At 74.1% G+C, this 11,132-nt stretch carries 13 protein-coding genes; 8 read left to right on the top strand and 5 right to left on the bottom strand.

Going from position 1 to position 11,132, the window contains the following annotated elements; translation table 11 throughout:
• Window positions 1–49 precede the first annotated feature (49 nt).
• Window positions 50–817, bottom strand: coding sequence for a hypothetical protein (locus ACFV6I_RS32080; protein ID WP_063347939.1), 768 nt, complete (start codon window positions 815–817; stop codon window positions 50–52).
• Between the two features lie 280 nt (window positions 818–1,097).
• Window positions 1,098–2,162 carry a hypothetical protein gene (locus ACFV6I_RS32075; RefSeq protein WP_380429108.1) on the bottom strand — a complete coding sequence of 355 codons (1,065 nt, stop codon included), beginning with the start codon at window positions 2,160–2,162 and terminating at the stop codon, window positions 1,098–1,100.
• 169 nt (window positions 2,163–2,331) lie between these two features.
• Here ACFV6I_RS32075 and dapE point away from each other — a divergent pair, with 169 nt between their 5' ends.
• Both dapE and ACFV6I_RS32065 read left to right on the top strand, forming a co-directional pair.
• Window positions 2,332–3,456 carry a succinyl-diaminopimelate desuccinylase gene (gene dapE, locus ACFV6I_RS32070; RefSeq protein ID WP_380429105.1) on the top strand — a complete coding sequence of 375 codons (1,125 nt, stop codon included), beginning with the start codon at window positions 2,332–2,334 and terminating at the stop codon, window positions 3,454–3,456.
• A gap of 75 nt (window positions 3,457–3,531) precedes the next feature.
• The gene (locus ACFV6I_RS32065; protein ID WP_380429103.1) at window positions 3,532–4,341 is read left to right on the top strand and encodes a TIGR00730 family Rossman fold protein; all 810 of its coding nucleotides are present in this window, start codon (window positions 3,532–3,534) and stop codon (window positions 4,339–4,341) included.
• Between the two features lie 21 nt (window positions 4,342–4,362).
• On the opposite strand, the gene folP is transcribed toward ACFV6I_RS32065, so the two are convergent.
• The gene (gene folP / locus ACFV6I_RS32060) at window positions 4,363–5,175 is read right to left on the bottom strand and encodes a dihydropteroate synthase (protein ID WP_063351161.1); all 813 of its coding nucleotides are present in this window, start codon (window positions 5,173–5,175) and stop codon (window positions 4,363–4,365) included.
• Between the two features lie 178 nt (window positions 5,176–5,353).
• On the opposite strand from folP, the gene ACFV6I_RS32055 reads away from it, so the two are divergent.
• Window positions 5,354–5,794 (top strand): DivIVA domain-containing protein, encoded by a 441-nt coding sequence (locus ACFV6I_RS32055; RefSeq protein WP_063347936.1) that lies wholly within the window; start codon window positions 5,354–5,356, stop codon window positions 5,792–5,794.
• On the top strand, window positions 5,791–6,384 hold the full coding sequence (locus tag ACFV6I_RS32050; RefSeq protein WP_380429100.1) for a DNA-3-methyladenine glycosylase I: 594 nt from the start codon (window positions 5,791–5,793) through the stop codon (window positions 6,382–6,384). The genes ACFV6I_RS32055 and ACFV6I_RS32050 overlap by 4 nt, the downstream gene beginning before the upstream one ends.
• 18 nt (window positions 6,385–6,402) lie before the next feature.
• Here ACFV6I_RS32050 and ACFV6I_RS32045 read toward each other — a convergent pair whose 3' ends face one another.
• Window positions 6,403–7,203: an enoyl-CoA hydratase-related protein gene (locus ACFV6I_RS32045; RefSeq protein WP_380429097.1), complete on the bottom strand. Its 801-nt coding sequence runs from the start codon at window positions 7,201–7,203 to the stop codon at window positions 6,403–6,405.
• Between the two features lie 297 nt (window positions 7,204–7,500).
• Between ACFV6I_RS32045 and ACFV6I_RS32040 the strand changes: the two genes are divergently transcribed.
• Window positions 7,501–7,668, top strand: coding sequence for a DUF3117 domain-containing protein (locus tag ACFV6I_RS32040; RefSeq protein ID WP_014137929.1), 168 nt, complete (start codon window positions 7,501–7,503; stop codon window positions 7,666–7,668).
• A gap of 198 nt (window positions 7,669–7,866) precedes the next feature.
• On the opposite strand, the gene ACFV6I_RS32035 is transcribed toward ACFV6I_RS32040, so the two are convergent.
• Complete coding sequence (locus ACFV6I_RS32035) at window positions 7,867–8,475, bottom strand: O-methyltransferase (RefSeq protein ID WP_244293377.1); 609 nt, start codon at window positions 8,473–8,475, stop codon at window positions 7,867–7,869.
• 312 nt (window positions 8,476–8,787) lie between these two features.
• On the opposite strand from ACFV6I_RS32035, the gene sigE reads away from it, so the two are divergent.
• From sigE to ACFV6I_RS32020, 3 genes are all read left to right on the top strand, one after another.
• Window positions 8,788–9,516, top strand: a complete 729-nt coding sequence (sigE, locus tag ACFV6I_RS32030) for an RNA polymerase sigma factor SigE (protein ID WP_063351160.1) — start codon at window positions 8,788–8,790, stop codon at window positions 9,514–9,516.
• Window positions 9,513–10,544, top strand: a complete 1,032-nt coding sequence (locus ACFV6I_RS32025) for a zf-HC2 domain-containing protein (protein WP_380429095.1) — start codon at window positions 9,513–9,515, stop codon at window positions 10,542–10,544. The genes sigE and ACFV6I_RS32025 overlap by 4 nt, the downstream gene beginning before the upstream one ends.
• A 154-nt stretch (window positions 10,545–10,698) precedes the next feature.
• On the top strand, window positions 10,699–11,132 hold a 434-nt coding region (locus ACFV6I_RS32020), incomplete at its 3' end, for a sec-independent translocase (protein WP_380429092.1).

The raw sequence follows: 11,132 nt of genomic DNA, 5'->3' as shown, positions 1-11,132 counted from the left end.
CCCGGTGTTCCGAACGGAACACCGGCCCCTTCGCCGTACCCGGGGCGGGTTACAGCGGCAGGCCGCTGATGCTGCCGCCGTTCACGCCGCCCAGCAGGCCGCCGATCGGGCCGAGCGCGCCGGTGAGGCCGGACAGCGGGTTGTTCGGGCCGAGGTCGGCGCCGCCGAGGCGGTTGGCCGAGCCGTGCTCGGCCAGGCCCAGGACGTCGGTGGCGGGCAGGGCGGGCAGCGCGCGCGCGACGGAGCCGAGCGGCAGCGCGTCGGTGACGGCGTTGGTGCCGGGGACGGCGCCGGCGAGCTTGTCGGCGCCGGGCAGGCCCTTGGCGATGGAGCCGGTCTGGGCGAGCCCGCCGACCGGGCTGGCCGCGGCGCTGCGGGTGCCGACGCCCTTGCCGGTGACGGCCTCGCCGAGCTTGCCGGCCAGTGCGGAGGCGACCTTCGGGGTGACGGCGGAGAGCTGGCCGGTGGTGGCGGCGGTCTGGTCGACCGGGGCGGTCAGCGAGCTGGCCTTCTCGTTCGCCTCGGGGAGCTGGTGGGCGACGATGTTGCCGGCGGCGTCGGCGGAGGCCGGTACGCCCGCGGCGACGGTGGCGGCGCCGGTGCTGCCGGCGGCCTGGCCCAGCTGGTGGGTGGTGTGCTGGAGGGTGGAACCGGTGTCGGTGTTGGTCAGCTGGCCCAGCGGCGCGACCAGGTCGCTCTTGGGCAGCAGGGCGTCGCCGCCCAGGGCGGACGCGGAGCCGGCCGCGACCAGCGGGGTCGCGCCGGCCGCCACGAGCAGCGCGGCGCTGGCGATCCGTCGCGTGAGGGGGTGAGACATGGGGCTCCTCGGAGGGTCTGGGTCCGTCACGTCCGCCGGGCGGACTGACGGTGTTACCGCTTGAGGAGCCAGAAGGTTTCGGCCTGGATCAGGAAAGTGTCTGACCGACCATCGGATCGTAGGACCGGCGTGACGGCGTCTGGCGGGCCCGTACGGCCCCCGTGGACCCGGCCCCGGGCAAGGAGAGTGACGGTTCTCCAGCGGGGCCGCCACGGCGGGCTCCCGGTCCACTGCGGTTGACCGGGTTCACCCGTCCGGCGGCCACCCGAACGTCGGTTCGTCAGCCCTTGTCGGACGTGGCGAGGGTGACCTGAACGAGCTTGGTCGACGTCCCGGAGGTCTGCGACTGCCAGCCGTCCTCCGACTTGGCCTTGCGCCAGATCTTCCCGTCGTAGGCGACCGTCGCGATGCCCAGCTGCTGGGCCTGGGCGACCGCCCAGTGGGCGACCTCCCAGCCGCTCGCCCGCTCGGCGGTGATCCCGCCGTCGGCTCCGTCGGCCGAGGAGGTCAGCGCGGCGGCGGACGGGTCCGGGGTGAGCGAGACCGCGTTCTCGGCGCCCTTGATGGTCGAGGCGTACCCGGTGGCCGGGGTCACGGTGCGGCCGAACTCGCGGCGCACCCGGTCGGACAGCACCTGGGCCCGGTCCGCGGCGGTGGGCTGGGAGGCGGCCGGGGAGACGGAGGCACCCGCCGTGGGGGAGGACGAGTCGGCCGGATCCGGCTTGGCGTAATCGCGCACCACGCAGGAGAACGAACCGGGCTCCCGGCCGGCCAGCGCCGAGGTGAGCAGCGTCGCCTTGGTCTCGTGCTTGGCGTACGCCTGCGGGTAGCCGCTCTTCTGCACGGCCTGGGCCGCGTCGGTCAGCGGCAGCCGGGTGTAGCCGGGCACCTTGACCAGGCCGTCCAGGAACTTGTTGGTCGCGTAGACCGGGTCCCCGATCTGCTGCGCCGTGCCCCAGCCCATCGAGGGCCGCTGCTGGAAGAGGCCGATCGAGTCCCGGTCGCCGCCCGCGAGGTTGCGCAGCTTGGACTCCTGCATCGCGGTGGCCAGCGAGATCGCCGTCGCCCGGTCCGGCAGCCCGCGCGAGCGCGCCACCGCGGCGATCGTCGCGGCGTTGGCCGCCTGCGGGAGCTCCAGCGTGCCGCTGCCGGCCGCGGTCTTCACCGTGCAGCCCTCGGGCTCGCCCTGCTTGAAGCCGAACCACCAGATGCCGACCACGGCCAGTCCCGCGACCAGCGCGAGGCCGAGCAGGCCGACGATCACGAGCAACAGCGCGCGCAGTGGACCGCGGCGGGGGGGCGCCAACTCCTCGCCCAGCTCCTCGCCGCTCTTTCTCCTGGCCACCGTCGCCCCTCTCGCGCCTTGCTTCTTGATCCGACACCGTACCCACTCGGACGGGTGTGCGGCGCCACCCGGTTGCGGTTACCCGCCCGCTCGCTCCGGGGCGGGCCGCCGCGTCCCGCGTCACGCAAGCGCCACGCGGGGCGCACACCCCGCGGACTAGGCTGGCGCCATGAGCAGCCCGAACCCGACGCCCCTGGACCTCACCCTCGACGGCGGCGCGCTGACCGCCCGGCTCGTCGACTTCCCGTCGGTGAGCGGCGACGAGCAGGCGCTCGCCGACGCCGTGGAGACCGCGCTGCGCGGCTACCCGCACCTGACCGTGGACCGGTACGGCAACAACGTGGTCGCCCGCACCACCCTCGGCCGCCCCGAGCGCGTCCTGCTCGCCGGCCACCTGGACACCGTGCCGATCGCCGACAACGTGCCCTCCCACGTCGAGGGGGACCTGCTCTACGGCTGCGGCACCTCGGACATGAAGTCCGGCGTCGCCGTCCAGCTGCGGCTCGCCGCCACCCTGCCCGAGCCCAACCGCGACCTCACCTTCGTGTTCTACGACTGCGAGGAGGTGGAGGCCCACCGCAACGGCCTCGGCCACCTCGCCAGGGAGCGCCCGGACTGGCTGGCCGCCGACTTCGCGGTGCTGATGGAGCCGAGCGGCGCGGTCGTCGAGGGCGGCTGCCAGGGCACCCTGCGCGCGCAGATCCGGCTCACCGGCGTGCGCGCGCACGCGGCCCGCAGCTGGCTCGGCGACAACGCCATCCACCACGCCGCCGAGGTGCTCACCCGGCTCGCGGACTACCGGCCGCGCCGGGTGGAGATCGACGGACTGGAGTACCGGGAGGGCCTGAACGCCGTCCGGATCGACGGCGGCGTGGCCGGCAACGTCATCCCGGACGAGTGCGTCGTGACGGTCAACTTCCGCTACGCGCCGGACCGCAGCGAGGCGGAGGCGGAGAAGCACGTGCGCGAGGTCTTCGACGGCTTCGAGCTGACCGTCACCGACTTCGCCCCGGGCGCGCTGCCCGGGCTCGCCCAGCCGGCCGCCCAGGCCTTCCTGGAGGCCACCGGCGGCCAGGCCCGGGCCAAGTTCGGCTGGACCGACGTCGCCCGGTTCAGCGCGCTGGGCGTCCCGGCGGTCAACTACGGCCCCGGTGACCCTAACCTCGCGCACAAGCGGGAGGAGCACTGCTCGCTGAGCGCCATCGCGGAGACCGAGGACGGGGTGGGGCCGGGGCTCACCAGCTGTGGCGCCGCACCTTTGATCGGGGGGCCCGACCGGCCTAACCTCGGCTGAGCGCCATCTTCCGGTCGCCCAACCGACCTTCCCCTGTTGCCTGAAAACCGGGATCACCGGACGTAGGGTTTCGTCATGACAGGCACAGGAGACGAGAAGCACTACGGACACGGCCCCGAGCAGGTCGGCGTGCCGCGGAAGAAGAAGGCCTGGCCCGAGAAGCAGAAGGGCCCGGTGCTGGTGCGCCGGGACCAGGTCGGCACGAGCACCACGGACCAGCGGCTGCTGGACACCACCGGCCCGACCGACTGGCTGCACACCGATCCGTGGCGGGTGCTGCGGATCACCTCCGAGTTCGTCGAGGGCTTCGGCGCCCTCGCCGAACTCCCGCCCGCGATCAGCGTCTTCGGCTCCGCCCGGACCCCGGCCGACTCGCCCGAGTACGAGGCCGGCGTGGCCATCGGCCGGGCCCTCGCCGAGGCCGGCTACGCGGTGATCACCGGCGGCGGCCCGGGGGCCATGGAGGCCGCCAACCGCGGCGCCTCCGAGGCCGGCGGCCTCAGCGTCGGCCTCGGCATCGAGCTGCCCTTCGAGCAGGGCCTCAACGAGTTCGTCGACCTCGGGCTGAACTTCCGTTACTTCTTCGTCCGCAAGACGATGTTCGTGAAGTACTCCCAGGGCTTCGTGGTCCTGCCCGGCGGGCTCGGCACGCTGGACGAGCTGTTCGAGGCGCTCACCCTGGTGCAGACGAAGAAGGTCACCCGCTTCCCGGTGATCCTCTTCGGCAGCGCGTACTGGGGCGGCCTCTACGAGTGGCTGAAGAGCACCCTGGTCGCGCAGGGCAAGGCGGCCCCGCACGACCTGGAGCTGTTCCACATCACCGACGAGATCGACGAGGTCATGAAGATCCTCGCCGACACCCGCCGACCGACCAACCAGATCTAGGCCCTGGGCCCTCCGGGCCGCCTACGCCAGCCCCCGGCGGGCGACCGCCGGGGGGCGGGTGCCCCGGATCGAGGCGACCATGTCCAGCACCTGGCGGGTCTCCGCGACCTGGTGGACCCGGTAGACCTGAGCGCCCAGCCAGGCCGAGACCGCGGTGGTGGCCAGGGTGCCGAGCAGCCGCTCGTTCACCGGCCGGTCCAGCGTCTCGCCGACGAAGTCCTTGTTGGACAGCGAGACCAGCACCGGGAAGCCGGTCGCGGTCATCTCCGGCAGCCGCCGGGTGGCCTCCAGCGAGTGCCGGGTGTTCTTGCCGAAGTCGTGCCCCGGGTCGATGATCACCGCGTCCCGCCGCACGCCCAGCTCCACCGCCCGCTCGGCCAGCCCGACGGTCACCCGCAGGATGTCCGCCATCACGTCCTGGTAGCCGACCCGGTGCGGCCGGGTGCGCGGCTCGGCGCCGCCCGCGTGCGTGCAGACCAGCCCGACGTCGTGGCGCGCGGCCACCTCGGCGAGCTTCGGGTCCACCCCGCCCCAGGCGTCGTTCAGCAGGTCGGCGCCCACCTCGCAGACGGCCTCGCCGACCTCGTGCCGCCAGGTGTCGACGCTGATCACGGCCTCCGGGTGGCGCTTGCGCAACTCGGCGACGAAGGGCACGGTGCGCCGCAGTTCCTCCTCCACCGTGACCTCGTCACCGGGCCCGGCCTTCACCCCGCCGATGTCCAGGATCGCCGCGCCCTCGGCCATCGCGCGGTCGGCGGCGGCGAACGCGGCCTCGTCCGCGAAGGTCGCCCCCTTGTCGAAGAACGAGTCCGGCGTCCGGTTGACGATCGCCATGATCACCAGCTCGTCGTCACCGAATTCCCGCGGTCCCAGGCGCAGTGCCACCGATGTCTCCTCCACAGCTGCTGCGGGTGCGATGATGGCCCCCGGCCTCACAGGGACCATGCTGTCATGATCAGTTTGGTCGGGGGCACTTCGCAGCAGGCCGGCCGGGAGTTCGGGAGGACAGCTCGTGTTCTGGGTGATCGTGGTCGCCATGGCCGTGGTGGTCGGCGGCGCCGCGCTGGTGGCGCTCGGCGGGGGCGGCTCGATGCCGGAGGCGGTGCAGGACCGCCTCGCGGCCCGGCTGCCGCAGGACCGTCCGCTGAGCAAGGCGGACGTCGACGACCTGCGGCTGCCGATGGCCGTCCGCGGCTACCGGATGGACGAGGTCGACGACGTCCTGGACCGCCTCGGCGCCGAACTCGCCTACCGCGACTCGCGGATCGCCGAACTGGAGGCCGCCGGCCACCTGCGCGGCGCGGTCGAGGCGACCGACGGCCCGGACGCCGGCGCCGAACCGCTGCCCGGCCTGGAGGAGTTCGCGAAGGTGGTCGAGCCGGCCGTCGCGCTCACCAAGGAGCGGCCCGAGCAGGAGCGGCCCGAGGACGCGAAACCGGTGAACGACCGGTGACCGCCCTCGCCGAGGGCGCGGTGCTCGGCGCGGACGGCCTGCGCCGCTGCGCCTGGGGCGAGTCGACCGACGACTACCGGGCCTACCACGACACCGAGTGGGGCCGTCCGGTGCACGGCGACGACGCCCTGTTCGAGCGGGTCTGCCTGGAGGCGTTCCAGTCCGGGCTGTCCTGGCTGACCATCCTGCGCCGCCGGGAGGGCTTCCGGGCCGCGTTCGCCGGCTTCGGGATCGCCGAGGTCGCCGAGTTCGGCGAGGCGGACGTGGAGCGGCTGCTCGCCGACACCGGCATCATCCGCAACCGGGCCAAGATCCAGGCCGCCATCGCCAACGCCCGGGTCGCCCGCGACCTGGACGGCGGGCTGGACGCGCTGATCTGGCAGTTCGCCGGAGCCCCGGACCGGCCGGCCCCCCGCACGATGGGGGAGGTGCCGGCCGTCACGCCCGAGTCGACCGCGCTCGCGAAGGCCCTGAAGAAGGAGGGCTTCCGCTTCGTCGGCCCGACCACCGCCTACGCCCTGATGCAGGCCTGCGGCCTGGTCGACGACCACCTGGCGGACTGCCACGTCCGCACCGCGCGCCCGGTCTGACCGGTCGGGCGGGAAACCCTAGCGGCCCAGGTACTGCGGCTTCTCCTTGGCGATGAAGGCGCGGACCGCGATCCGGTGGTCCTCGCTCTCGCCGGCCAGGGTCTGCAGCTCGTCCTCCTTGTCGAGCAGTTCGTCCAGCGAGTGCGAGGCGCCGTACGCCAGCGACTCCTTGATGGCGCCGTAGGCCACCGTGGGGCCCGCGGCCAGCTCTTGGGCGAAGGCCCGCGCGGTGGCGGCGAGCTCCGCGGCCGGCACCACCCTGGTGGCCAGGCCCAGCTCCAGCGCCTCGGCGGCCTTGACCGTCCGGGGCAGCATCAGCAGCTCGGTGGCCCTGGCGTGCCCGACCAGCCGGGGCAGCGTCCAGGAGGCGCCCGAGTCGGCGGTCAGGGCGATCCCGGCGAAGGCGGTGTTGAAGCCGGCCCGGTCGGAGAGGACCCGGAAGTCGCAGGCGAAGGCCAGCGAGGCGCCCGCGCCGGCCGCCACCCCGCCGACCGCGGCGACGGTCGGCTTGCGCATCCCGGCCAGCGCCCGCACCAGCGGGTTGTAGTGCTCGGCGACGGTGCGCAGCGCGCCCTCGCCGGTCTCGTCGGCCCGCTTCAGCATCGTCAGGTGCTCGTTCAGGTCCTGCCCGACGCAGAACGCGCGCTCGCCGGACCCGGTCAGCAGCACCGCCCGCGCCGCCGGGTCCGCGGCCGCGGCGGCCACGGCGTCCCGCAGTGCGATCTTGGTCGCGACGTCGAGGGCGTTCATCGCCTCCGGGCGGTTGATGGTGATGACGGCCAGGCCGCCGTCCAGCTCGTACAGCACGGAATCGGACATGGGCGAGGGCTCCCCGGTGGTCGGCTCGGTGTCGGTCGAGTGCCAGGATGCCGGAGCGGACGGCCGGGTGGGGAGTGTGAGGTATCGCACCTTTCGGCGGCCCGCGCACCGCCGCCACGCCGGGGCTTATGACGGCAATTGCGGCGCTTGGGGGCGGTCCGGCCGATGTTGCACCGAGAGTGATGTTGGTCATCAGCCCGTGGCATGCGGGATAATGGCTTCCGATCAATGCGTTCGATACCGGCGGTGGACGGACTGCCGGTGCGTAGCTGAGCGGTTGCAGGAAGGGGAACGAGCATGGCGGCCATGAAGCCGCGGACGGGTGACGGCCCGCTCGAAGTCACCAAAGAGGGACGGGGCATCATCATGCGCGTTCCGCTCGAAGGCGGCGGACGCCTTGTGGTGGAGCTCACACCTGACGAGGCCGACGCCCTCGGCGAGGCCCTGAAGAAGGCCTGCGGCTGACCGCAGCGGGTGCTCGTCATCTCCTGGAGATGTGCTGCCGGGCCCGGGTACGACGTCATGTCGGCCCGGGCCCCGCGGCGTTTGGGGCCCTGCGGCGTTCAAGGGCCCGGCGCGTCAGGCGCCTGGCGGCCGCGGCCTGAGGCGGCGGGACCGCCACCTGACGGTCCCACTGCCTGACGGCCCTGCCGCTCGACGGTCCTACCGTTTGATGGCGCAGAGCAGCCCGTCCGAGACCGGCAGCAGCGCCGGCAGCAGCGCCTCGCTCTCCCGGACGTCCCGGACCAGGTCGCGCACCGCGCCCGTCTGGGGGTCCTGCAGCTCCGGCTCGGCCAGCCGGCCCTCCTGGAACACCCCCTCGAAGCAGACCATCCCGCCCGGCCGCAGCAGCCGCAGCGACTCCAGCAGGTACTCCCGGGACTCGGCCGGGTCGCCGTCGCAGAACACCAGGTCGTACTGGCCGTCGGCGAGCCGGGGCAGCACCTCCAGCGCCCGGCCCGGTATGAACCGCGAGCGGTTGGCCGCGAATCCGGCCGCGTGGTACGCCTCGCGGGCCAGCTGCTGGCGCACCGGTTCGGAGTCCACCGTGGTGAGCACGCCGTCCGGCCGCATGCCGCGCAGCAGGTAGACCCCGGAGACGCCCGTCCCGGTGCCGATCTCGGCCACCGCCTTGGCGTCCAGTGCCGCGGCCAGCAGCCGCAGGCACGCCCCGCCGCTGGGCCCGATCGCCCGTATCCCGGTGCGCGCGGACTGCGCCCGGGCGTAGGTCAGCACCGCGTCCTCGCCGACGTAGGTGTCGGCGAGGGCCACACGCTCGGGCCCGAACTCGCTGATGGCTGCCTCTTTCGGAGCCCCGGGTTACGGCCCGGTGCCGAGGGAAGTCGATATTTCCTGGCACAGATTACTGGCCGACCGGGAACCGCGTACGGCGGCGGGCCGTTGTCACGAAGGACCGGGTACGGGAGACCTCCCGGGCACTTTTATCCGGGCTTGACGGGTGAGGTGGATATGGTGGTGGCCCTGCTGGGCAGAAGAGCCGACCGAGGAGGTGTGGCCGAGGGCGACGTCCCCGTGCGGCGGCACTCCCGCTGCACCGCGTCGGCCCGTACGCCGAAGCCCGTGATGAACCAGCCTGCGCACTCCGACCTGGACCAGCCCGCCGCCGCAACGCCGGCCGCCGGTACCACCGAGGCCCCCGCCCTCGCGACCTTCACCGAGGGCCCCGACGCGCAGACCTGGACTCCGCCCTCCTGGGAGGAGATCGTCGAGGCGCACAGCGCCCGGGTCTACCGCCTCGCGTACCGCCTGACGGGCAACCAGCACGACGCCGAGGACCTCACCCAGGAGGTCTTCGTCCGGGTGTTCCGTTCGCTGTCCACCTACACCCCCGGCACGTTCGAGGGCTGGCTGCACCGGATCACCACCAACCTGTTCCTGGACATGGTCCGCCGCCGCCAGCGCATCCGCTTCGACGCGCTCGGCGAGGACGCGGCCGAGCGGCTCGCCTCCCGCGAGCCCAGCCCGGCCCAGCACTTCAGCGACACCCACTTCGACGCCGACGTGCAGCACGCCCTGGACACCCTCGCCCCGGAGTTCCGCGCCGCCGTGGTGCTCTGCGACATCGAGGGACTGTCCTACGAGGAGATCGCCGCCACGCTGGGCGTCAAGCTCGGCACCGTCCGCAGCCGCATCCACCGCGGCCGCTCGCACCTGCGCGCCGCGCTCAAGCACCGTGCCCCCGGCTCGGCCCCCGGGCGCGAGCGCCGCGGCGGCTCGGAGGAGCCGGTGCCGGTCGGCGCCGCCGTCGAGGGCGCGCTCGCGCCGGGTGTGCGCGGACGGAGGCGATCGTGAGCGGAACCGGCCGGTCCGGGCCGGGCCAGTCGGACCCGTCCGGCCGGTCGGCGGCCAGGCGGGGCTGGGCCCTGCCCGCCCGCCGCGGCGGCGACGAACCGGGCGAGCCCGTCCTGCCCGCGCTCCCGCTGCCGGGCGAGACGGCGCTGCGCGCGGTGCCGGTGCGCCCCGCCGAGCCGGCCGCCGAGGAGCACCACCTCGGTGAGCGCCTCTCCGCGTTCCTGGACGGCGAACTCGGCCACGACTCGCGCGATCGCGTCCAGGCCCACCTGGCGACCTGCCCGCAGTGCCTCGCCGAGGTCGACGCGGGCCGGGCCGTCAAGCACCTGCTGACCCGCACCGGCACCCCCGGGCCGTCCTCCGGCCTGATGGCCCGGCTGATGGCCGTCGGCGCCCTGTCGGCGGACGATCCGGCGGACGCCGACTGGCCCGTCGGGCGCGGCAGCCGCGGTGACGACGACGACCTGCCCGGCGGCGGGGTCGCGGCCGGCGGCACGCTCGGCGGCAGCCGGCTCACCGGCGGCTCCTTCGGCCGCGGCGCCGGCGCCTCCTTCGGCACGGGCGCGCTCGGCGCAGACACCCCGGTGCCCGGGGTCGACCCGCGGGCGTTCGGGCGCGGCGGCGCGGTGCTGCGGCCCCTGATGGGCCGGCGCAACGGCCGCCCCGAGGCCGCGGCCCGCCCCGAGAGCCCCGCCCGGCCCCGCCAGGCCGCCGCCTCCGTACGCTCCGCCGCGCCGCGCGGGCGCCGCTTCGTCTTCGCCGCCGCGGGCGCCTTCTCGGTCGCCGCGGTCACGCTCGGCGGGGTCGGCGGCCTCAGCGCGCAGAGCGAGGACCAGCACGGCAACCCGGTCAGCACGGTCGGCAACAGCGGCGGCACGGGCCGCGGCGGGGGCCTGGTCCCGATGACCGCGCAGATCCCGGTGGACTTCCCGGCCCACCCCGTCGCCGCGACCCGCGACGCGACGCCGCCGCCGGCCGCGGAGCGAAACTCGGGCGGCCTGCCCGCACTGCGCCAGCAGACCCGCTAGGCCCTGTCCGGGCCTGGAGCGCCGCTCGCGCCCCGGTCGCGACGATCTCGGCCATCGGCAGGTCTTTACCACGGCTTCATCGCAGCGTGGACCATGGACCCGCCGATGGCCATTACCCTGTAGGGACCGTCGTCCGACGAGCTAGGGAGCTTAGGTGTTCAGCGATGTAGGCGGGCTGGAGATCCTGACCCTGGCCGTGATGGCGATCATCATCTTCGGCCCCGACAAGCTCCCGAAGCTGATCCAGGACACCATGGGCTTCATCCGGAAGGTCCGTTCCTTCGCCGACAACGCGAAGGAGGACATCCGCAGCGAGCTGGGCCCCGAGTTCAAGGACTTCGAGTTCGAGGACCTGAACCCCAAGACCTTCGTCCGCAAGCAGCTCCTGGGCGACGAAGAGGACCCGCTGGGCCTCAAGGAGATGAAGGACTCGCTCGACATCCGCTCCGTCCTGGACGACAATCCGGCGGCGCCGGTGAACGGCCGCAACGGCTGCGTCAGCTACGAGAAGGCCGCCCCCCCCCGGCGGGGCGCCCGCCCCCGCGGCCGCCCCCCCCCGCGCCCCCACCCCTTCCCGGAGGGCCCCCC

This window comes from Kitasatospora sp. NPDC059803, assembly GCF_042732255.1.
GTDB lineage: Bacteria > Actinomycetota > Actinomycetes > Streptomycetales > Streptomycetaceae > Kitasatospora.
Note: the sequence above shows the minus strand (reverse complement) of the source record. Positions and strands in the feature narration are given on the sequence as shown.